This window comes from Streptomyces sp. SYP-A7185, from assembly GCF_046103685.1.
In the GTDB taxonomy this organism is placed as follows: domain Bacteria; phylum Actinomycetota; class Actinomycetes; order Streptomycetales; family Streptomycetaceae; genus Streptomyces.
The window spans coordinates 1,766,371-1,788,482 of record NZ_CP122310.1 but is presented as its reverse complement, the minus strand read 5'-3'; the positions used below and the strand labels follow the sequence as shown (position 1 = coordinate 1,788,482).

General features: G+C 72.7%; 18 protein-coding genes. 10 read left to right on the top strand and 8 right to left on the bottom strand.

Annotation, left to right across the window (positions count from 1 at the left end):
* Positions 1-30: 30 nt before the first annotated feature.
* From QBL25_RS07600 to QBL25_RS07575, 6 genes are all read left to right on the top strand, one after another.
* Positions 31-1,263 carry an ROK family protein gene (locus QBL25_RS07600; RefSeq protein ID WP_409056243.1) on the top strand — a complete coding sequence of 411 codons (1,233 nt, stop codon included), beginning with the start codon at positions 31-33 and terminating at the stop codon, positions 1,261-1,263.
* Positions 1,260-2,897, top strand: coding sequence for a M81 family metallopeptidase (locus QBL25_RS07595; RefSeq protein ID WP_409056242.1), 1,638 nt, complete (start codon positions 1,260-1,262; stop codon positions 2,895-2,897). The genes QBL25_RS07600 and QBL25_RS07595 overlap by 4 nt, the downstream gene beginning before the upstream one ends.
* Positions 2,898-2,999: 102 nt before the next feature.
* Positions 3,000-3,833 (top strand): transporter substrate-binding domain-containing protein, encoded by an 834-nt coding sequence (locus QBL25_RS07590; RefSeq protein WP_409056241.1) that lies wholly within the window; start codon positions 3,000-3,002, stop codon positions 3,831-3,833.
* Between the two features lie 75 nt (positions 3,834-3,908).
* Positions 3,909-5,417 (top strand): hypothetical protein, encoded by a 1,509-nt coding sequence (locus tag QBL25_RS07585; RefSeq protein ID WP_409056240.1) that lies wholly within the window; start codon positions 3,909-3,911, stop codon positions 5,415-5,417.
* 60 nt (positions 5,418-5,477) lie between these two features.
* Positions 5,478-6,539 carry a caspase domain-containing protein gene (locus QBL25_RS07580; protein WP_409056239.1) on the top strand — a complete coding sequence of 354 codons (1,062 nt, stop codon included), beginning with the start codon at positions 5,478-5,480 and terminating at the stop codon, positions 6,537-6,539.
* Positions 6,540-6,621: 82 nt separating this feature from the next.
* Entirely contained in the window at positions 6,622-8,037 is a 1,416-nt protein-coding gene (locus QBL25_RS07575; RefSeq protein ID WP_409056238.1) for a hypothetical protein, read from the top strand.
* A 385-nt stretch (positions 8,038-8,422) separates the two neighbouring features.
* On the opposite strand, the gene QBL25_RS07570 is transcribed toward QBL25_RS07575, so the two are convergent.
* From QBL25_RS07570 to QBL25_RS07555, 4 genes are all read right to left on the bottom strand, one after another.
* Entirely contained in the window at positions 8,423-9,169 is a 747-nt protein-coding gene (locus QBL25_RS07570; RefSeq protein WP_409056237.1) for a BTAD domain-containing putative transcriptional regulator, read from the bottom strand.
* Between the two features lie 127 nt (positions 9,170-9,296).
* Complete coding sequence (locus QBL25_RS07565) at positions 9,297-12,128, bottom strand: AAA family ATPase (RefSeq protein ID WP_409056236.1); 2,832 nt, start codon at positions 12,126-12,128, stop codon at positions 9,297-9,299.
* 155 nt (positions 12,129-12,283) lie between these two features.
* Positions 12,284-12,493: a hypothetical protein gene (locus tag QBL25_RS07560; protein ID WP_409056235.1), complete on the bottom strand. Its 210-nt coding sequence runs from the start codon at positions 12,491-12,493 to the stop codon at positions 12,284-12,286.
* Positions 12,494-12,650: 157 nt separating this feature from the next.
* Positions 12,651-13,748, bottom strand: coding sequence for an NADH:flavin oxidoreductase/NADH oxidase (locus QBL25_RS07555; protein ID WP_409056234.1), 1,098 nt, complete (start codon positions 13,746-13,748; stop codon positions 12,651-12,653).
* Positions 13,749-13,932: 184 nt separating this feature from the next.
* On the opposite strand from QBL25_RS07555, the gene QBL25_RS07550 reads away from it, so the two are divergent.
* Positions 13,933-14,295 carry an ArsR/SmtB family transcription factor gene (locus tag QBL25_RS07550; protein ID WP_409056233.1) on the top strand — a complete coding sequence of 121 codons (363 nt, stop codon included), beginning with the start codon at positions 13,933-13,935 and terminating at the stop codon, positions 14,293-14,295.
* An 84-nt stretch (positions 14,296-14,379) separates the two neighbouring features.
* Here the strand turns inward: QBL25_RS07550 and QBL25_RS07545 are convergent, their stop codons facing one another.
* Positions 14,380-15,729: an FAD-dependent oxidoreductase gene (locus tag QBL25_RS07545; RefSeq protein ID WP_409056232.1), complete on the bottom strand. Its 1,350-nt coding sequence runs from the start codon at positions 15,727-15,729 to the stop codon at positions 14,380-14,382.
* Between the two features lie 152 nt (positions 15,730-15,881).
* Between QBL25_RS07545 and QBL25_RS07540 the strand changes: the two genes are divergently transcribed.
* Positions 15,882-16,484 (top strand): DUF6214 family protein, encoded by a 603-nt coding sequence (locus QBL25_RS07540; RefSeq protein ID WP_409056231.1) that lies wholly within the window; start codon positions 15,882-15,884, stop codon positions 16,482-16,484.
* 31 nt (positions 16,485-16,515) lie between these two features.
* Here QBL25_RS07540 and QBL25_RS07535 read toward each other — a convergent pair whose 3' ends face one another.
* Positions 16,516-17,445, bottom strand: a complete 930-nt coding sequence (locus QBL25_RS07535; protein ID WP_409056230.1) for a LysR family transcriptional regulator — start codon at positions 17,443-17,445, stop codon at positions 16,516-16,518.
* Between the two features lie 204 nt (positions 17,446-17,649).
* On the opposite strand from QBL25_RS07535, the gene QBL25_RS07530 reads away from it, so the two are divergent.
* Entirely contained in the window at positions 17,650-18,900 is a 1,251-nt protein-coding gene (locus QBL25_RS07530; protein ID WP_409062575.1) for an MFS transporter, read from the top strand.
* Between the two features lie 18 nt (positions 18,901-18,918).
* On the opposite strand, the gene QBL25_RS07525 is transcribed toward QBL25_RS07530, so the two are convergent.
* Positions 18,919-19,572, bottom strand: coding sequence for a DUF305 domain-containing protein (locus QBL25_RS07525; protein ID WP_409056229.1), 654 nt, complete (start codon positions 19,570-19,572; stop codon positions 18,919-18,921).
* Positions 19,573-19,749: 177 nt separating this feature from the next.
* Here QBL25_RS07525 and QBL25_RS07520 point away from each other — a divergent pair, with 177 nt between their 5' ends.
* Positions 19,750-21,252, top strand: a complete 1,503-nt coding sequence (locus QBL25_RS07520) for an LVIVD repeat-containing protein (RefSeq protein WP_409056228.1) — start codon at positions 19,750-19,752, stop codon at positions 21,250-21,252.
* Here the strand turns inward: QBL25_RS07520 and QBL25_RS07515 are convergent.
* Complete coding sequence (locus tag QBL25_RS07515; protein ID WP_409056227.1) at positions 21,240-21,932, bottom strand: TetR/AcrR family transcriptional regulator; 693 nt, start codon at positions 21,930-21,932, stop codon at positions 21,240-21,242. The two genes, QBL25_RS07520 and QBL25_RS07515, sit on opposite strands and share 13 nt — an antisense overlap.
* Between the last annotated feature and the right edge of the window lie 180 nt (positions 21,933-22,112).

Sequence of the window (22,112 nt, the reverse complement as noted above, 5' to 3'; positions counted from 1 at the left end):
TTGGTTCGAGAGGATTTAGTGTTCGTGCCGATGTCGAAAGAACTGATCGAAGCAACTGGGGGCGGCATGGCCGGAACACCGCACGGCGAACCGGGGTCGGCGCAGCACATCCTGCACCTGGTCTCCTCGGGCGCCGCCTCCTCCCGGGCCGATCTCGTACGGGAGCTGGGCCTCGCGCCGTCCACCGTGTCGCTGCGGGTGCAGGAACTCGTCGCCGCCGGTGTGCTCACCGAGTCCGGCGAGGGCGCCTCACGCGGCGGCCGGCGCCCCCGGCTCCTGCGCGTCCACGCGCAGGGCGGCGTCGCCCTCGCGGCCGACCTGGGCAGCCACCACGCGCGCATCGGCGTCGTCGACCTCGGCGGGACCGTCCTGGACGCCGTCGACCTGCCGCACGACATCGCCGCGGGACCCGAGTCCGCCGTCGACTGGCTCTGCGGCCAGGTCGCCGAACTGGGCGCCCGGCAGCGCGCGGCGGGCCGTACCGTACGCGCCCTGGGCGTCGCCTTCCCCGGCCCCGTGCAGCCCGAGCAGGGCCGCGTCCTGAGCCCCTCCCGCATGCCCGGCTGGCACCGCTACCCACTGCGCGACGTCCTGGCCGAGCGCCTCGGCATCCCGGTCACCGTCGACAACGACGCCACGATGATGGCCGTCGGCGAGCACCGCACCGCACGCCCCGGCCTCGACCACCTGGTCGTCGTCAAGGCGGGCCGCGGCATCGGCAGCGGCATCATCGTCGCGGGCCGGCCGCACGACGGCGCGGGCGGCTCCGCGGGCGACATCAGCCACGTCCGCGTCGAGGCGGCGGGCGACCGGCCGTGCAGCTGCGGCAACATCGGCTGCCTGGAGACCGTGGCCAGCGGCGCCGCCCTCATCCGCGAACTCGCCGCCCAGGGCGTCGAGGTGGCGGACACCACCGAGCTCCTGCGGCTCGTCGCCGACGGCGATCCGCAGGCCACCACCCTCGTCCGCACCGCGGGACGGCACATCGGCACGGTCCTGTCCGTCGTCGTGAACTTCTTCAACCCCCAGGCCGTCGCCCTCGGCGGCGTCCTCGCCACCGCCGAGCCGCTCGTCGCCGCCGTCCGCGGTGTCCTCTACGAGCGCTGTCTGCCCCTGGCCACCGCGGACCTGGAGATCACCACCACCGTGACCGGCCGCGACGCGGGCCTCCTCGGCGCCGGGCTCACCGCCCTGCGGCAGAACCTCCCCGTCTCCCCGGCCCCACAGGACCCCACGTCCCAGGAAGAGAGCGTCCAGGCATGACCACCCCCGCGACGGACCAGCGCCGCCTGCGCATCGGCATCGGCGGCATCGGCATCGAGTCGTCCACCTTCTGCCCGCACCGCTCCAGCACGGACGACTTCCGCCAGACCCGCGGCCAGGACCTCCTGGACCGCTACACCTGGACCCGGCCGGACTCCGACCTGGCGGCCACGGTCGAATGGGTGCCGCTGCTGCACGCGACCTCGCTGCCCGGCGGTCCGGTGGAGGCCGATGCGTACCTGACCCTCAAGGACGAACTGGTCACGCGCATACGGGAAGCGGGCCCCCTGGACGGCCTCGTCTACGACATCCACGGCGCGATGAGCGTCATCGGTCTGACCGACGCCGAGGCCGACCTCACGGAAGCCGTCCGCGCCGCCCTCGACGCGGTCGCCGCCCCCGACGGCGGCCGTCCGATGATCTCCGCCGCCATGGACCTGCACGGCAACGTCTCACGCCGGTTCGCCGCACCGCTCGACCTGCTCACCGCCCACCGCCTGGCCCCGCACGAGGACGCCTGGGAGACCCGCGAGCGCGCCGCGCGCAACCTCGTGCGCTGCCTGCGCGAGGGAAGCAGGCCGCACCGCGCCTGGGTGCAGGTGCCCGTCCTGCTGCCCGGCGAGAAGACCAGCACCCGCCTGGAGCCCGCCAAGTCGCTGTACGCCTCGCTCGCCGAGATCGAGCAGCTGCCCGGCATCCTCGACGCCGCGATGTGGGTGGGTTACGCCTGGGCGGACGAGCCGCGCTGCAAGGCCGCGATCGTCGTCACCGGCGACGACGCCGAACGGGCCGCCGCCGAGGCCGAGAAGCTGGCCCGCCGCTACTGGGACGCCCGGCGCGACTTCGTCTTCGTCGGGCCCACGGGCAGCGCCGAGGAGTGCATCGACAAGGCGGTCGCCTCGGCCGAGCGGCCCTTCCTGATCAGCGACTCCGGCGACAACCCCACGGCGGGCGGCGCGGGCGACCTCGCGTACATGCTGGCCAAGCTCCTGGAGAACGACGCGGTCCGCTCGGGGAAGGTCACCGCGGTCCACCCCGGCATCACCGACCCGGTCGCCGTCGCCCGCTGCTTCGCGGCCGGCGTGGGCGCCGAGGTCACCCTGAGCGTCGGCGGCAAGGTCGACACGCACCACGGCGGCCCGTACGAACTCACCGGCACCGTCGTGGCGTTGCAGCGCGCGACCGACCAGAAGGACCGGGCGGAGGGCGGCGCCTACGACCGCGGGGTCGACATGGCGGCGGTGCGGACCGGAGGCCTGACCGTGATCCTGGTCGAACGCCGCAAGCCCTTCCACACCCTCGCGGACTTCATGGGCCCGGCCGACGGCGGCCTCGGCATCGACCCGCGCACCTTCGACCTGGTCGTCGTCAAGATCGGCTACCTGGAGCCCGAACTGCACGACATGGCCGCCGACTGGCTCCTCGCCCTCACCCCGGGCGGCGTCGACCAGGACCTCCTGCGGCTCGGCCACCACCGGGTGGAGCGCCCGCTGTACCCGTTCGACGAGGACGCGTACGAAGGCGCACACGAAGGCCCGCACGAGGACACGCACGAGGACACGCACGAGGGCGCCCCAGGCGACGGGCCGGGCCCCGACCTGACCGCTGCCCTGCTGGCGCCGCTCGCCAGGTGAGCAGGGGCTTCACCTGCGGTGACGCTTCTGCGAGGGTGATCTCCGCGCCCCCCACGGGCGCCCACCGCGCCCCACCCGCGAACCCGCAGAGGAGCCGCCCTCATGAAGCGTGCCGCCACCCTGTCCGCCCTGGTCTGCCTGCTCGCCGTCACCGCCGCCGCCCCCGCGTCGCCCGACGCGGGGCGCGGCACGGACCGCCACCGCACCGGCAGCCTCCTGGACTCCGTGCCCGAGTCGGGCGTCCTGAAGGTGTGCACCACCGGTGACTACCGCCCGTTCACGCACCTCGACCCCGCCGACGGGACCTACAGCGGCGTCGACATCAACATGGCCCAGGACCTGGCCAAGAGCCTCGACGCCAAGCCCTCGTACGTGGCGACCACCTGGGCCGACCTGACCAAGGACGTGGCGGCGGGCCGCTGCGACATCGCGGTCGGCGGCGTCTCCGTCACCCTGCCGCGTGCCCGCCAGGTCTACTTCAGCGAGCCGACCCGCGAGGACGGCAAGACGCCGATCGTGCGCTGCGCCGACAAGGAGAAGTTCGGCGACGGCGCGCTCACGGACATCGACAAGACCGGCACCACCGTCATCGTCAACCCCGGTGGCACGAACGAGCAGTTCGCCCGCGACAACATCAAGCAGGCCACCATCAAGCTGTACCCCGAGAACACCACGATCTTCCGGGAGATCGTCGAGGGCCGCGCGGACGTGATGATGACCGACGCCAGCGAGACCCGCTACCAGGCCAAGATCCACCCCGAGCTCTGCTCCCTGCACCCCGACAAGCCCTTCACGTTCTCGGAGAAGGCGTACGCACTGCCGCGCGGGGACGAGCCGTTCAAGGAATACGTCGACCAGTTCACGCACCTGGCGACGCACGACGGGACCTACGCGCGGTACGAGGCGGAGTGGATGGGGACCCCCTCGGGTTCCTAGTCAGGGGTGGTGGTCAGGGCTTTCCCTGAGCCGGTCCCCGATGCCCGGGACAAAGGACCGCCCTACCGTCCTGGCATGGCTTCCTTCCGTGAGCGGTGCATCCACAGCCGGCAGGGTGGTCGGCTCGCCTCGACCACCACCGCCGACATCGACGAGCTCGTCGCAGGGCTCAAGGACCGGCCGCGCGTGGTGCTCCACTTCCATGGCGGACTCATCGACGACACGCTGGGGTTCGCCACCGCCAAGCGGCTCACGCCCGTGTACGAGGCGGCGGGCGCGGACCCCGTCTTCTTCGTGTGGAGCAGCGGGCTCCTGGAGACGCTGCGGGGCAACCTGCCGCAGATCCTGAACGAGAGCGTCTTTCGGACGCTGCTCAACAGGGTCACCCGGTACGCCACGGGCCTGGTCTTCCAGCAGCCGGGGCGGCGCGCTCTCGGGGCGGTGTCCACCCCCACCCCGAGGGCCGTCCAGGCGGAACTCGCCCAGGTCCGCGCGGGCCAGGAGCCCTACGCCCGGCTGAGCGCGCCGCCGGAGGTGGCACCGATGACCGAGGCCGAGCAGACACGGATCGCCGCCGAACTCTCGGCGGACACCGAACTGGCCGAGCGCACCCGGGAGATCGTCAACTCGGTGCTGCCGCCGGAGACCACGACCACAGAGCCGGCCGCCGCGGCGCGAGACGTCATCGGGGGGCGTGCCGCGGCGGCCACACTGATGTCGCCCGACGTCGTCGCCGACCTCGCCGAGCGGGCGGGCACGGGGGAACGTGCCCTGGTGAGCACCGCGCTGATGGTGCGCAAGACCGTACGGGTGGTGGCGGCCGTCGTCGGCCGCTACCGCCAGCGCACCGACCACGGCCTCTACCCCACGGTCGTCGAGGAGATCCTGCGCGAGTTCTACCTCGCCAACGTGGGCGCCGCGATCTGGGGCGCGATGAAGCGGCAGACCTCCGACACCTTCGCCGCGGCCGACGACGAGATCCGCGCCGGGCGGTACTTCCTCGACCGGTTCGCCGAGCTGCTCGCGTCCGGCACCAGGCCGCAGGTCACCGTGGTCGGCCACAGCGCGGGCGCCGTGTTCATCGGCAACCTCCTCGACGACCTGGTGCGCAGGCGCGCCGCGGACGACGACCCCCTGCCCGCCGACTTCCGGCTGCGGGACGTGGTGTTCCTCGCCCCGGCCTGCACGGTCGGGCACATCGCCCCCGTGATCCGCCGCCAGGCCGAACTCTTCGACCGGTTCCGGATGTTCACCATGACCGACCAGGCGGAGCGGGACGACCACCTGGTGCCGTTCCTGTATCCCAGGTCGCTGCTGTACTTCATCTCCGCGGTCCTGGAGCGCGACGCGGAACAGCGGTCCGTCGTCACGCCGATCGCGGGCATGCAGCACTGGTTCCTCGACGCCGCCGCCACCGGCCCCGACTCCGACGACCTGCGCGGCTTCCTGCGCGGGGATGCCACGCGCACGGTGTGGTCGCCCGTCGACGGCGGCCCCGGCCTGAGCGCGGGCGCCCGCAGCCACATCGCGTTCGACGACGACCGCGAGGTCCTGCGGAGCCTGGCGGCGATGCTCGCGGACTGAGGGGCGGGCCCGAGGGCGCAGGGCCCGACGGCGCGAGGACGGAACAAGGGGGAGAGCCCGATGAACGACCTGCACCACGCCGTGGTCGTCGGCATCAACCGCTACCCGGCCATCGGCGACTTGCAGGGGCCGCGGTCGGACGCGTGCCGGTTCCGCGACTGGCTCGTGGACCCCGCGGGAGGCGCCGTGCCGGCGGCCAACGTGCGGCTCGTGGCCGCCTCCAAGGAGGACGAACGCGTCGCGGACGTCATGCGCGCCGTACCGACCAGGGAGAACGTCAACCAGGCGCTCTACGACGCACTGCGCGCCGTGCGGTCCGCGATCGCGGACCGGCCCGAGGAGGAGCGCTTGGAGGCCTGGCGGCGCAGCAGGCTCTACGTCTTCCTCGCGGGGCACGGGATCGCCCCCTTCGGCGGCGACGCCGCGCTCCTGATGGCCAACGCCGCCATCGACCTGCTGGGCAACCACATCGCCGTACGGCAGTACCTGAACTGGTACGAGTCCGCGTCGCCGTTCCACGAGGTCGTCTTCTTCGCCGACTGCTGCCGCACCCGCTTCGGCGGCGTGGCCGCGTTCGGGCCGCCCTTCACCGACACCACCGAGGCGCCCGAGGAGGTCGACTGCCTCGTCGGGTTCGCCACTTCGCTGGGCGATCCGGCCTACGAGCAGCAGAGCCCCGACCCGGACCTGGCCCGCGGCCACTTCACGACCGCCCTCCTGGAGGGGCTGCGCGGGGCGAGCGCGACGCCGGAGGGCACGGTCACCTCCGACAGCCTCGCCGACTACGTCGTACGCCATGTCGTGGACCGCACCCAGGGGCTGATCCCCCAGGAGGCGCGGTTCATCCGGGGCACCAGCACGCCGATGGTCTTCGCGCGGGGTCTGGAGGCGGGCACGTTCCCCGTGACGCTGCGCTTCCCCGACGGGTTCCGCGGCTGGGTCCAGCTGCGCGGACGCGACTTCGACGCGCCGCGCAGGCTGTACGTCGACGCGGGGGAGAGCGTCGAGAAACTCGCGTGCGGGTTCTACCGCGTCACTCCGGAGAGCGTGAGCGGGGCGGACTTCAGGGACGGCGGATTCTTCGAGGTAGTGACGGGCGGTGGGAATGGTGTCCAGCTCTGAGTCCCCGCAAGGGCGCGGGCGCGCACGGGAGGAGGAGGCGACAGGAGGCGGGCACGCGCGGGAGGAGGAGGAAGCGCGACGGGTGCCGTTCGTCGTCATGCCGGACACCCCGTCGGTCCTCGTCACCGTCACCGACTCCGCGTTCCGTGAAGTGGTGCACGCGATGGGCACGGTCGACACCACGCTGCCGCCGGGCATCTACCGCGTCGAGCAGCGGTTCGGCGGTCAGGTCGAGAGCCGGTTCGTCGAGGTCGGCACGGAGCCGTTCGTCGAACGCCTCGCGCTGCCCGCCCTGCCCACGGCCACCCCGGTGGCGGGCACGCCCACGACCCGGGAGGACCACCGCGCGGCGGCGATGCGCTGGAGCACCGAGGCGACGCACGGCGAGGGCACGCCGACCTTGATGGTCCTGATCCGCAATCTGCGCCGGGGCTGGCAGCTCGACCCGTTCGCGCTCGAGGTCGCGGGCGGGGACGGCGTCCCCGTGGACGGCGGGGCCAAGGGCTGGGAGCCCGCAGGCGGCCAGGAGTGGTCGGCCTGGAGCGGTGAACTGCCGCCCGGCGGCTACCGGTTGAGGCTGCGCAGGCAGCCCGCCGACGGGCTGCCCCTGGCCCAGGCCCTGTACGTGCTCGACGGCTGGACGACCCTGGTGTTCGTGAGCAACGGCCCGCAGGGCCCGCAGCCGCAGTTCGCCTCGGTGCAGATGGTGCGCCACGGCGCCGGCTGGCAGCCCGGGGACCGCACCCTGGACCTGACCATGGAAGCGGCGCTCTCCGGGCTGCGGCAGGGCATCGACCTGGTGTCGACGCGGCAACTGCTGCGCCTGCTCGACGCGAAGAAGGTCAACCCCTTCCTCGGCGTCGTCGGGGCCCATGCCCTGCTGCTGCACAAGGACCCCGACATGGAGCGGGTCGGCAGCATCGTGGAGCGCCTCGTGCGGTGCGCTCCCGGCCACCCGGACATCGCCGCCCTGCGCGCCCTGTTCGGCGGGCCGGTGCCGCCCGTCGCCTCGCCGCCCATGCTGGCCGCCTCGTGTCGGCTGCTCGTACGGGCGGACTCGGCGCGGCCGGGGACCCTCCGGGAGGGTTCGGTGGCCGAGAGCGTGGCGGAGCATCTCGTGGGGCGCGGCGTGTGGACGACCTGGCTGGAGCAGGAGCCCCGGCCGGGCGCGGCGCCGCGCGGCGGTCTCGGCCGGGCGGCGCCGGGGGACGCCGCGCGAGCGGGGCGGGCCAAGGCGGCGGACCCCGTCGACCGGGTCCAGCGCTATGTGCGGGAGATCGCGCACGTCGAGGACAAGAGCGTCGACGACGTACTGAGGAGCATGGAGCCCAAGGACCTGTGCCGCAGGACCGGCATGCCGCACAAGGCGGTCGACAAGGCCATCGAGGAGCTCAGGCACCCGCACGAGCCCAGGCACCCGCATGACGGGGCGCCGGGGAGTCCCGACGCGGGACGATCGGCGCCGTCGGGCCCGGACGCGGAACCGCAGCGCGGATGAGGCCCGCACCCGCACCCGCTGCCGCCCGCGTGGGCCGGGCCGCGGACACAGCAGGCCCCGAGACCGGGGGCCCGGCGCAGAGGGCCCAGTCGTGCCGCGACGGCCGGGAGGCGGTGCCCCCGGCCGTCGCGGTTCCCGACGTCCCAGCTCCCGCTGCCGCGCTCGGCACCCCCGTGACCGTGCGTGGCGGAACGTCGGTGACCTGCCGGCCGCGTCCCCCAACACGGCCGGCAGGGGTGGGTGGGGCGACCTGCGGCCCGTGCGCCCCCGAGCGCGCACGGACAGCCAGGCCTGCGGTGACGTGGTGGCACTGCGTCACCCGTTCTCGTGGAACCCCTGTCGCGGTCCCGTCCACCATGGCTGCCTCGCCTCCCCGGCCGGCCGTTCAGGTCAGCGCGTGGCGCACCATCGTGCGGAACTGCTCGGAGGGTTCGATGCCGAGCTCCGTGCGGAGCAGTCCGCGGAACGCCTTGAAGTGGCGCACCGCCTCCGCGAGGTTGTTCTCGGCGAGGTGCACCGTCACGACCGCGCGGTGCGCGCTCTCGCGCAGCGGGTCGATCCGGATGCTCTCCAGGGCGGCCTCCAGGGCCGGGGCGTACTGCTCGCGTACGACGAGCCGGGCCGAGAGGGCCTCAAGGGCGTGCAGCCGCAGCTGGTGCAGCCGCTCGCGCTCGAACACCACCCAGTCCTGGTGCCAGCCGGGCAGCAGCTCGCCCATGCCCATCAGCGCGGAGCACGCGGCCCCGGTCCCCTCGGCCGGAGCCGCGAGGATGCGGCGCGCCGTGGCGGTGAAGTCCTGGACGTCCATCCGCACGTGCCGGCCGAGGGCGAGCACCCCGGGCCGGGGATCGCAGACGGCGGAACTCGCCGCGTTCAGGCGCCAGATGGCGGTACGGAGGCAGGCCCGCGCGCGCTCCTCGGTGACGTCGGGCCACAGCGTTCCCGCGAGCGCCGAACGCGTCGTGGGGCCGCGGAGCCCCAGGAGGGCGAGCAGCTGCTGCCCGCTGGCGGACACGTCGACCTGGTCCCCGCCGTCCCCTTCGCCGCGGCCGAGATGGAATCCCCCCAGCAGCCGCAGACGCAGGGCCGGTGGCGCGTCGCCGCGTACCGCCGGACGTTCCGTGACAGCCATCTGTGCACCCCCAGTTGTGCATTGCATCCCCTGACCAGCCAAAAAGCTACGCCGGACAGGGGCAGGGGTGCCTCAGGGAACCGCCCAGGGATAACCCCGGTGTGCCGGGGCGCCGGCCAGGGGCGGGCTAGGAGGACGTGCGGCGTTCCTGGGGTGCGAAGTGCTGCACCAGGCCGATGCGCGAGGTGATGCCGAGCTTCGTGTAGGTGTGGCCCAAGTGGTACTCGATGGTCTTGACGCTCAGGGCGAGTGCCGTGGCGATCTGCCGGTTGGTGAAGCCCTGCGAGGCCAGGCGCGCCACGGCAAGCTCCTGCGGGGTGAGTCCCTCGGCGGCGGATTCGGAGTCCACCGTGTCGTGCGCGGGCCGCGGCGGCGCCGCCCGCCCGCAGGCGTCCAACTCCCGCTCGCAGCGCGCGAGATAGGGCCCGGCGTCCAGTTCGCTCATGGTCGTGTACGCCGCCTGGAGCTGGGCCACGGCGACCGAGCGGCGGCCGATCCTGCGCAGGAACGCCCCGTGGTCCAGCTGGACGCGGGCGCGGCCGAACGGGGAGGGCAGCTGCGCCGCCTGGTCGTGCGCGCGCAGGAACGACGCCTGGGCGCGGTCCGTCTCCCGGCGGGCCGCGTGCAGGTTGCCCCGCACCCGGGCCGCGGCGGACAGCGCCCCGTGCTGCCCGCGCGCCTGCGCCCGCTCCTCGTAGGGCAGCAGGACCGCCTCCGCCTCGTCGAACTCGCCGAGCTGGATCAGCGCGTCGACCAGGATCTCGCGCCAGGACACCACGCCCGGTTCGTTCACCCCGTCGTGCGTGGCGAAGTCGAGGAGCGGCCGCAACGCCTCGACCACCCGTTCCGGCTCCGCGCGGGACTCGGCGAAGGCCCCGTGCGCCGACGCCGCGTACGCGTAGGCCAGGGCGCTCTCCTCGCAGCCCGGGGCGTCCAGGGCGAGCCGCAGGTGCACCGAAGCGCGGTCCCAGGCGCCGCGTGCCGAGAGGATCCAGCTGGCGATGGCGTGCAGGACGGGCTTCAGCCACGACTGCTCGGTGTCGTCGGCGATCGACGCGGAGGCCTCGGCGTGGATCAGTGCCTCGTCCCAGTCGCCGAGCCGGTGCAGGGTCTGGGCCAGCGCGGAGGCCGAGAGCAGCCGCAACGGCACCGTGCCCCTGCGGCAGTTGGCCACCGCGCCGAGCAGATCGGCGCGTGCGCCCGGCAGGTCGTCCGACCACAGGCGCAGCTGGCCGCGCGCCAGGAGCAGATCGATGTTGGCGGGTGGCACGAGCAGCGGGTCGGGCAGGTCCCCGGCGAGTTCGATGCCCTTCTTGGCGAACCCGCTGAGGCCCAGCGCGAGGAGGTGGTTGAAGCGCAGCATCCGGCTCGGGCCCTGGACGGTGGAGAGCCGCTGGGCGCGCTCCGCCCACTGCGCGGCGTCGGACGAACGCCCCCGCATCACCGCGGCGTAGCTCAGCTGCTCGGCGGCCCGCGCGGCCAGCGAGGGGTCGCTCTCGTGGTCGCACTGGTTCCAGGCGTCGAGGAGCAGCGTCTGCGCCTGCTCCATCCGGCCCTGGACGCGCGCCACATAGCCGCGGACATAGCCCCGGAGGGCCTGGTCCGCGCCGGCCGGGATGCCCGCCGCGAGTTCGGCGGACTCGTGCACCCGGCCGTCGAGCAGCAGCGCCTCGACCGCTTCGACGGCGAGCCGGTCGCGCTCCAGGTCGGTCGTCGCCACGCGTGAGGCGTGCCGCAGGTGGGTGCCGGCCACCGCCCACTGCCCGGTGGCCGCCTCGCGCCGTGCGCAGGCGGCGAGGGCGGCGGCGAGATGCTCGTCCGGGCCCGTGGCGGCGAGCACGCGGTGGCGCAGGCTCGCGTAGTCGTCCTCGACCAGGGCGGCGGCCCGGGTGTGCAGATCGGCCCGGTGCGCGGGCCCGATGTCCTGGTAGACCGCGGCGTGGACGAGGGGGTGCGGGAAGGTGATCTCGGGCGCGGCGCCCGGGTGAGTCTCCTTCAACAGGCCTGCTTTGACGGCCCGTTCGAGTGCGGGCAGCGGCGCGGTGACACGGGCGAGCGAGGCGGCGGTGCTCAGCGGGCTGGACAGCCCGAGCACGCTGACCGCCTGCACGAGGCGCTGCGCCTGGGGACCGCACTCCGCGAGGTTGGCGAGCACCAGCATGGCGTACGAGCGGGGGGCGGGCAGCGGTGTGGTGACGTCCCGCAGGACGTGCGCGGGCACCTGGTCCAGGAGGGCGCGGGCGTGCAGCGGATTGCCGTGCGTGTGGTCCCGCAGCCGTACGGACGCGGAGTGCGGCAGCCGGTCACTGCCCATCTGCGCGCTGAGGGAGCCCAGTTCCTCCGGGGTGAGTCCGTGCAGCGGGATGCGCCGGGTGCGGACGTCGGCGAGCAGCCTGCGGATGCCTTCCGGCAGCTGGGGGGCCTGGGGGTCCCGCGTGGTCACGATCGCGAGGACCTTGTCGAAGCGCAGCCGCCGCAGCGCGAACGTCAGGGCGTTCAGGGACGCGGAGTCGGCCCAGTGGGCGTCGTCGAGCACCAGGATGACGGGGCCCTTGTCCTGCAACTCGCTCAGCAGGTCGAGCAGTCCGAAGCCCGCCGCGAGCGGCGCCAGGGTGCCGGGCGCCGAGCGGGGTGTCCGCACCAGGGAGCCCAGGCAGTCCGGCAGCGGGATCGGGCTCTGCCCGACGAACTGGGCGAGCACCCCGCAGGGCAGCGCGCTCTCGTTCTCCTCGCCGCTGGCCTGGAGCACACAGGCGTCGCCCGCCGTGTCCAGGAACCTGCGGACCAGCGCCGACTTGCCGATGCCGCCCGGCCCGTCGATCAGGACGAGGCGCGGCGTCCCGTCGCGTACGCGGCGGAACTCCTCCTGGAGCGCCGCGAGTTCACCCGTACGACCGGAGAACGCCTCATGGGGCGCCGGTGCGTGGGCATGGCCGTTCAGAATGTCGCCGGACGTCATCACCGCCCCCACATGTCGGCACCCGGTACGGGCGCCAGGACTGTGACGGTGACCCGTGCCGGGCGCATGGCCCTGAACGTCCACAATGATGCCGAAACCGTTCTCGGTACAAGCGGATTCCGCACTCCCGAGGAGCCGGTTCACACGCGGTGGCCTCAGGCGTCACGAGAGTCGTCCCCCGCCGCGGGGGCGCGTTCCCCCGGCTCCGTGGACGCGACGTCCGGCGGGGGTTCGAGCAGCGAGAGCAGTTCGAGCCAGCCGTGAAACGGCGTGCAGTGGCCCGAGTCCCCCTCCTCGCAGCCCGCGTCCACCACATTGCCGTGCACGCCCCCGGGGGAGCGGAACACTTCGATGACGTAGCGCACAACGCCCTCCCGAGGGCCGGTACAGGCCCCGAACCGTGACACATCGCGACGGAGTCACCGTACGAACCCCGGTCCGCGCCCCGCTTCGGGGAGTCACCTAGGGATGACCCCAGTCCCCGACCCTTGGCCAAGGGTGTGCCGCCCCGAACGGCCGTGCTCAGACCATCCGGTGGTACTGCTGGGGCGTGGCGACGTCTCCGCCGAGTTCGTTCGCGGCGTGCCGGGCCCAGGAGGGGTTGCGCAGCAGCTCGCGGCCCAGGAGCACGGCGTCGGCCTCGTCGTTGGCGAGGATCTTCTCGGCCTGCTCCGGATCGGTGATCATGCCGACGGCCGCCACGGGGAGCGAGGTCTCCGCCTTCACCCGCGCGGCGAACGGGACCTGGTAGCCGGGCCCGGCCTTGATGCGCGCCCGCGGGGCGTTGCCGCCGCTGGAGACGTCCAGGAGGTCCACGCCGTGGGCATGCAGTACCTCGGCGAGCCGGACCGTGTCGTCAGCCGTCCAGCCCTCGCGCTCGTCCTCGGGGTTCTCGGTCAGCCAGTCGGTGGCGGAGATCCGGAAGAACAGGGGCAGTTCCTCGGGCCACACGGCGCGCACGGCGTCGACGACTTCAAGGGCGAGCCGCGTGCGGTTCTCGAAGGAGCCGCCGTACTCGTCCGTGCGGTGGTTGGAGAACGGCGAGAGGAACTCGCCGATGAGATAGCCGTGGGCACCGTGGATCTCGACCACCTGGAAGCCGGCGTCCAGCGCGCGCCGGGCCGCGTCGGCGAACTGGCCGACGACGTCGCGGATCTCCTCCGTGGTGAGTTCGTGCGGCAGGTGGTGGCCCTCGTCGAAGGGGAGCGCGCTGGGCGCGACCGGCTGCCAGCCGTTCTCGTCCTGGCCCACGGGTCCGCCGCCCTTCCAGGGGCGGTCGGTGGAGGCCTTGCGGCCCGCGTGGGCGATCTGGATGCCCGGGGTGGTGCCCTGCGTCTTCAGGAAGCCCGTGATGCGGCGCAGCGCCTCGACCTGGGTGTCGTTCCATATCCCGAGGTCCGCGGGGCTGATGCGGCCCTCGGGGCTCACGGCCGTCGCCTCGACGAGGATCAGGCCCGTGCCGCCGGTGGCGCGTGCCCCGTAGTGGGCGAAGTGCCAGTCGCCCGCCACGCCCGCGTTCGGCCCGGACACCTCGGCCGAGTACTGGCACATCGGCGCCATCCACACACGGTTGGGGACGGTCAGCGATCGCAGGGTGTAGGGCTCGAACAGCGCGCTCACGGCGGACTCCATTCGTCACGGACGTCGGTACGGCTCGTACGATAGACCTCGTAGTACGGCAGATGTCAAACTACGACGACTCTCGTACTATGGAGCCTTAGAGACGACCTGAAGACACCAAGCCCCGGCGTGCAGACGCCCACGCGAAGATCCAGACGTGAAGCCCCGAAGAAGTGGAGCCGTCATGACGACCGCCGCACCGATCAGCAGCCGTGCGCTCGACCATCCGGCATGTGCGGACATCCGTCTCGAAGGCGTGCTCCACGCGCTCTCGGATCCGATGCGCCTGCGGGTCGTGCGGCAGTTGGCCGAGTGCGAGCCCGGACTCGACGGCCTCTCCTGTTCGCAGATCGACCTGCCCGTCACGAAGTCCACGAGCACCCACCACTTCAGGGTGCTGCGCGAGAGCGGCGTCATCCAGCAGATCTACCGGGGCACGGCCAAGCTGAACGGCCTGCGCCGCACCGACCTGGACACCCTCTTCCCGGGCCTCCTGGACAGCGTCCTGGCGGCGGCGAAAACCCAGTCGGAACGCACGGGCGCCTAGGAAGTCGCCTCCGAGTGCTGCGTCCTGAGTGCTGAGTCCTGAGTCCTGAGTGCTGAAAGTTAAGCAGTGCTGAGGGGTCGGTGTTCAGCGCTCGGTGCCACGCGCCGCCGCCAGCAGTCCCGGCCAGTCCGGGATCTTCACGGGCCCGCGCCCCAGCGACCCGCCGAGCTCCGCCTCCGCGCGCTCGATCGCCTGCCAGCCCCGCCACTCGACGGGACGCAGCCCGGCGTCGCGCAGTGCGGGCAGCGGATCCTCGGGCACCCCTTTGCGTACGAGGGCGGGAGCGTCCTCCAGGAGGGAGAGCACCGTCTCCTTGGCGCACGGGCGGTTGGTGCCGATGACGCCCGTCGGCCCCCGCTTGATCCACCCCGCCACGTACTCGCCCGGCGACGCGGTGCCCTCCCGCAGCACCCGTCCCGCCCCGTGCGGCACCGTGCCCGTCCCGGGGTCGAACGGCAGCCCGTCGATCGGCACCCCGCGATAGCCGACCGAGCGCAGGACCAACTGCCCCGCGATGTCCTCGTACCGCCCGGAACCCGTCACCCCGCCGAGGCCGTCCGGCAGCGTCCGCTCGAACCGGACCCCGCCCACGCGCCCGGCCGCCTCCGTCACCGCCACCGGCCGCAGGAAGAAGCGCAGCCGGATGGCGCGCGGCAGATGGCGCGTCGGCCGTTCGGCCCAGCCGCGCATCACCTCGACGTTGCGCCGCCCCGCCGCGGGCAGCCCGGAGGGGTCGGCGTACCCGGGATCGAGCGCCAACTCCTCCGGATCCACGAGCACTTCGGTGTCCGGCAGCGAACCGAGCTCACGCAGCTCCTTGGTGGTGAAGCGCGCCTGGGACGGGCCGCGCCGCCCCACCATGTGGACCTCCCGCACCCGGCTGCCGGCCAGGACGCCGAGGGCCGCCTGCGGCATGTCGGTGGGCCGCAGCTCCGCCACCCCGCGGGCCAGCATCCGGGCGACGTCCACCGCGACGTTCCCGACGCCGATGACCACGGCGGACTCCACGCCGCCGATGAATCCGTCGGCCGTGGCGTCCGGGTGCGCGCTGTACCAGGACACGAACTCCGTGGCCGAATGGCTGCCCGGCAGATCCTCGCCCGGTACGCCCAGCTTGCGGTCGGCCGCCGCGCCCACGCAGTAGACCACCGCGTGGTAGAGGTCGAGCAGCCGCGCGGCGGGGAAGCCGCCGGGGCCGATCTCGATGCCGCCGAGGAAGCGGACGCGGTCGTGTTCGAGGACCGTGCGCAGGGTGCTCTGGAGGGACTTGATCTTCTCGTGGTCCGGCGCGACACCGTAACGGACCAGGCCGTACGGGCAGGGCAGCCGGTCGATGACGTCGACGCGCACCCCCGGCACCTGATCCTGCTGGACGAGTGACTGCGCGGTGTAGACCCCGCTCGGGCCCGATCCGACGACGGCGACCTGCAGCACGGCGGTGCTCCTTCCGCGAGGCGGGCTCGGGGGATGGCTTCAGCATGGCACCCCGGTGCGGGAAGGGGGAGACGCCGTCAGGGGCGCGTTGATCCGGGCGCCCCGCTCCAGGGCCGGGCGCCGCGCGGGCCCTGCGTGCCGTTCGTGACCTAATGCGATCGCACGGCTACCTTTTGATTGTGCTTGAGAGCCCCTTTCTTGGCGTTTCTGATCACTATCGACCGAATGCTGCTGGCTCGCCCGCTTTCCCCGCTTCTCCTGCTTCCCCCGCCTCTCCTTCTTCTCCCGCCTCTCCCTCCTTCCACGTACGGCTGACCTTCGGCGACGGAGCCGCCATCGACGCGCGGGCCGTGGTGTCGGAAGGGCGGATCACACTGGAGGGCCTGCACGCACGGCCGCCGCATCCGGACGGCGCCTTCTCCGCCCCGGACTTCCCTGCCCTGGGCTTCCCCGACCCGGACTTCCCGGGAGCCGCCGAGCCGATCCGCCACGAGGAGCCCTCCGCGACCGCACGCTCGCAGCTGCTGTCTCCTCCGCAAGACCCGCTCCCCGCCCGACGCGCCCGTCCCGCGTGGCCGCGCGGGCGTGAGGGGCGGCTGATGGTGGCCGAGGAGTACCGCGCGGCGCAGGCCGAGGGGCGCGACCCCGTCCTCGCGGTGATGCAGGCCACCGGCCGCAGCCGCCGCAGGTCCCTCAAGCTCATCGCGTCCGCCCGGGACGCGGGCGCGCTGCCCGCACGCCACAACCGCCGCTAGCCGACGCCACGACCCCTGGCCGCCGCGTCGCTCACCACGCCCAGGCCGGCGTCCACGTCTCGGCTTCGCCGTGGCCGGGGCGCGCGGCGGCGAGGTGGTCGCGCAGGGCGGCGAGCGCGGGGTGCCGGTTGTCCCGGTGCCAGATCAGCGAGTGCGGGTAGACCGGCGTGGGGCCGTGCACCGGGATGCGGCGCAGATCGTCCTCGGCGGGCCAGATGAGGCGGGTCCACTCGCCGACGAAGGTCGCAAGGGCCGAGGGTCCGGCGAGCGTGTCGAGCAGCGGCTCGGTGCCGAAATCGGGTCCCGTGGCCTCGATGGTGAGCCCGAACGCGGCGGCGAGCGCCTCGTAGTAGGCCGCCCACTCGGTGCCGGCGACGAGGCCCGGCATCCAGATCCGCTGCCCCACGAGCTGCGCCGGGGTCACCGCGGCGGCGTCCGCGAGGGCGTGGCCGGGCCCGGTCAGGAGCTGTACGCGCTCGTCGAACACCCGCACCGCCTCGATCCCCTCGGGCAGCTGCCGCTCGGGCAGCGTGAGGGCGCGGAAGGACGCGTCGACCGTGCCCGCCCGGACGGCGGTGAGGGCCGCGTCGGCGTCGAAGAGCGTCACGACGTCCAGCTCGGTGCCCGGATGCGCCCGCCGGAAGCCGCTCAGGAGCCCCGCGGGCGCCAGCCGCCGCCCGATCACGTCGACCCGCAGCGCCCGGCGGCCGGGCCGCACCGACGCCGCCGCCCGCTCCTCGGCCCGCAGCAGCGCGCGGGCGTGGGGCAGCAGTGCCTGCCCGTCGACCGTGAGCCGGGCCCCGCGCGCGCCCCGCGTGAACAGCCGCACCCCGAGCTCCTTCTCCAGCGCGGCGACGCGCTTGGAGACGGCCTGCTGGGTCACCGCGAGCGCGGCGGCGGCCGCCTGGAACTGTCCGGCGTCCGCGACGGCGACGAAGGTGCGCACGGCATGAAGATCCACGCCCGCCATCCTAGGAGCACAACCGATGGTTGTGGCCGTCCACGCGATGCGGTTGTTTGACCCGCGGACCCGCCGCCGGATTGGATGCCGCAGGTCAGGTCAGGTCAGGTCAGGTGAGGTCAGGTCGGGTCGAGGCCGGCCAGGTCAGGCCGGTCAGGGCGGGTCCGTTCGAGCGCGAGGCGATGGGTGACACGGGGCATGGAGGTGGCGGCCAGGCGGTCCCTCGGGCGGCGGTTCGGATGGCTGTGGGCGGCCTACGCGGTCAGCACCTTCGGCACGCGCCTCGCGTTCGACGCGTTCCCCCTGATCGCGATCCTGGCCCTGGACGCCGGACCGACGGAGGTGTCGGTCCTCGCGGCGGCGGGCTTCGCGGTGGGCGCGGTGGTGGCGGTGCCGCTCGGGCCGTGGGTGGAGTTCCGCCGCAAACGACCGGTGATGATCGCGATGGACCTGGTGCGGTGCGTGGCGCTGCTCAGCGTCCCCGCCGCGTACGCGCTCGGCCTGCTCGGCTTCGGCCAGCTCCTGCTCGTGGCGGTCGTCGTCGGGGCGGCCGACATCGCCTTCGGCGCGGCGAGCGGGGCGTACCTCAAGGCACTCGTACGGAAGGAGGACCTGCTCGTCGCGAACGGCCGCCTGGAGTCGACGAGTTGGACCGCCCTGATGCTCGGGCCGCCGCTGGGCGGAGCCGCGCTCGGTCTGTTCGGGCCGGTGATGACGGTGGTGGCCGACGCGGTGAGCTATCTGCTCTCGGCCCTGGGGGTCCGCGCGATCGGCGGCACGGAGCCGCACCCCGTGCGCACCGGACAGCCGGCCCGCTTCCGGGCCGGTGATCTGCTCGACGGGTGGCGGTACATCCTGGCGGGCCCGGTGCTGCGCCCGCTGTTCTTCAACACTTTGCTGAACAACGGCCTGATCATGGCGACGTCGCCGCTCCTGATCGTCCTGATGGTCGGCGAACTCGGCTTCGCGCCCTGGCAGTACGGTCTGGCCTTCGCCCTGCCCTGCGTCGGCGGCCTGATCGGCTCCCGGCTTTCCGGGCCGCTCGTCGAGCGGTTCGGGCGGCACCGGGTCCTGCTCACCGCCGGGACGCTGCGGGCGTGCTGGCTGCTCGGCCTCGCCTTCGTCGGCCCCGGGCTCGCCGGGCTCGTGCTCGTCGTGGTCGTCGAGTTCGGTCTGATCGCCTGCTCGGGCGTGTTCAACCCGGTGTTCGCCACCTACCGGCTCGACCACACCCCGGCGGACCGCGTGGCCCGCACTCTGTCCGCGTGGTCGGTCACCAGCAAGCTCTCCATCGCGGCCATGACCGCTCTGTGGGGCCTGCTGGCCGCCGTCACGGGGCCGCGCGCCGCGATCGGGATCGCCGGGGTGCTCATCCTGGCCACCCCGCTGCTGCTGCCGCGCCGCGACCGCGCGCCGCACGACGAGCGGGACGCCGCCGCGCGGAGCGGCGGCTGAGGCTCCCCGCGTTCCGCCTCACATCTTGCGCATCCGCGTGATCTCCACCGTCTGCTGGGCGATCACGTCGTTGGCCATCTCCTCGACCTGGATGTTGTTGCCGTCGGAGAGCACGTCGGTCGCCATCGTGACCGCGCCGTTGTGGTGCGTGATCATCAGCTTCAGGAAGAGCTCGTCGAACGTCTTGCCCTTCGCCGCGCGCAACTGCTTCAGCTGCCCCTCGGTGGCCATGCCCGGCATCGTCCCGTGGTCGTGGCCCCGCTGCTTCTTCGCGCCGCCGTGGTTCTTCAACCAGCCCTTCATGGCGCCGATCTCGGGGCGCTGCGCGGCGGCGATGCGGTCGGCCAGCCGCTTGACCTGGGTGGACTCGGCGCGCTTGGGCGCCAGTTCGGTCATCGTCAGGGCCTGGCCGTGGTGCGTGATCATCATCTGGGTGTAGGTGAAGTCCGCCGAGTTGGGCGAGTCGTCGTCGGCCCTCTTCTTGGCCGCGTCCTCGGCGGACATGGTGGCGGCCGTCTCGCCCGGTTTGCCCGGAGCGATCACCGAAGGGCCGGGCGCGGCCTTCTTCGCCGGTTCCGAACCGGAGTCGGAACCGCCGGAATCGCAGGCGCCGAGCGCCAGAACGGCGGCCGTGACGAATACGGCGACGGCGGGCGTACGACGGTGGTGCACGGCTGCCTCCTGTGGCGCGCGGGGGAGTTGGGGACCGTCCTAGCACGCTTGCGTGCCCTGGTGATCAAAAACTTTCATTACAGATGCGTTGCCATCTGTTGATCTGTGCATGAGGAGCACGATACTGCGGGGTGTCCGTGGTCCGTTCAACTACGAACGGCGACAAGGGAGGACGCAGTGACCCTGTTGAACAATTCCCGAACACGGCGCAGACGCTTCGGTGTCGGCGCGGCCGCGCTCGGTCTGATCGCCGCGCTGTTCAGCGCGGCGCCCGCCGGAGCGACGCCCGACCCGGGCGACTCGCCCGCCGCGCCCAAGAGTGTGTCGAAGAGTGACGCCGCCGATGCCAGGGCGGCCGTCAAGAACGGCGAGATACCCGCGCCCGACGAGATCGTGCACTCGGGCAACATCAAGCACCTCGCCAATATCCCCAAGGACGCGCTGCCGGGGTTCAACACCGACCTCGCCTTCCAGGGGAAGTACGCCTTCGCGGGCAACTACGACGGCTTCCGCATCTACGACATCAGCAACCCGAAGAAGCCGCGGACCGTGTCCCAGGTCCTGTGCCCCGGCTCGCAGAACGACATCTCCGTCTCGGGCAACCTGCTCTTCCTCTCCACCGACTCCTCGCGCAGCGACAACTCCTGCAGCAGCACCACGCAGCCCGCGACCGAGAAGTCCTCGTGGGAGGGCATGAAGGTCTTCGACATCAGCGACAAGTCGAACCCGCGGTACGTCTCCGCCGTCGAGACCGCCTGCGGCTCGCACACGCACACGCTGGTGCCGGAGAAGAAGAACGTCTACGTGTACGTCTCCTCGTACTCCCCGAGCGCCACGTTCCCGGACTGCCAGCCGCCGCACGACGGCATCTCCGTCATCAAGGTGCCGCGCAAGGCCCCGCAGAAGGCGGCGGTCGTCGACTTCCCCGTGCTCTTCCCGGGCGAGGGCCCCGACGGCGGCGGCAACCCGGGCGGTCCCACCAACCCGGGCGTCTCCAAGACCACCGGCTGCCACGACATCACCGTCCTTCCCTCCAAGGACCTCGCGGCCGGCGCCTGCATGGGCGACGGCATCCTCTTCTCCATCAAGGACCCCGAGAAGCCCAAGGTCATCGACCAGGTCCAGGACAACAAGAACTTCGCGTTCTGGCACTCGGCGACCTTCAACCAGAAGGCGAACAAGGTCGTCTTCACCGATGAGCTCGGCGGCGGTGGCGGCGCCACCTGCGACGAGGCCACCGGCCCGGAGCGCGGCGCCAACGGCATCTACGACGTCACCGGCAAGGGCGACCACCGCAAGCTCGTCTTCAAGAGCTACTACAAGATCCCGCGCCACCAGGCCGCGACCGAGAACTGCGTGGCCCACAACGGCTCGCTCATCCCGGTCAAGGGCAAGGACCTGATGGTCCAGGCGTGGTACCAGGGCGGCGTCTCCGTCTGGGACTTCACCAACTCCTCGAAGCCCAAGGAGATCGGCTACTTCGAGCGAGGCCCCCTGTCCACCGACGCCATCCAGGTGGGCGGCTCGTGGTCGGCGTACTACTACAACGGTTACGTCTACTCGAACGACATCGCCAAGGGCTTCGACGTCCTGAAGATCGACGACAAGCGGACGGATCCCGCCGAGCGGGTCCGCGTCCGTGAGCTCAACGTCCAGACCCAGCCGGATTACTTCGACTGAGCGGACCCCCGTGTGACCCCCCGAGCGGGGCGCGTCTCCTGCGCGCCCTGCTCGTCGGCCCGCGCATGGGTCCCGCCGGGCGGCTCGTCGTCCGGCGGGACCCCGAGCTCCCACGCGAGGCCGTACCGCTGGAACAGCTCGGCCCGCAAGGCGCCCTGCGGCATCGGCGCCCCCGGCAGCAGTACCGCGAAGACCGCGCCCATCAGCAGGGCCCGCAGCAGCGGATAGTCGGTGTCCACGTCGGCCGACCCATGGCGTACGACGGTGTCGCGGAGCAGTTCCGCGAGATGCTGCTGCTCCGGGCAGCGCACGAAGCCGTCCGCCTGGAGGATCCCGGCCATGTGCGTGCGCATCAGGAGCGGCTGGTCCCTGGCCAGGCCCAGGATCGCGTCGATGGCACGGGCCAGGCGCTCCTGCCCGTCCGTGGTGCACGGCTCGCGTTCCAGTGCTTCCTCGAGCGTGCGGTGCATCAGGCGGTGCACGGCGGACTGCAGGAGCTGGCGCTTGCCCGGGAAGTAGTACGACACCAGGCCGCGGGCCGAGCCCGCGCGGTCGGCGATGTCGCCGAGGGTCGTCGCCTCGTAGCCCCGCTCGCTGACGAGGTCGACCGTCGCCTGGAGGAGCCGTTCCCGAGAACGCCTTCGCAACTCTTCATTGACCGATGCGCTACGCGGGGACATCCTGTAACTCCTGCGTTGACTGGCTGAGAGCCAGTATACTCAGCGTGGCTCGGGCCAAGACCCTTGGCGGTCGTCTGACGGTCCGGTGTGACCTGGGGCAGGCAACACCGCGGGGGAGTGTTGCCTGCTCACAGGTGCCGATCGGCCGAACCCTCCTTACAGTGGGCCGGGGGGCCGAGG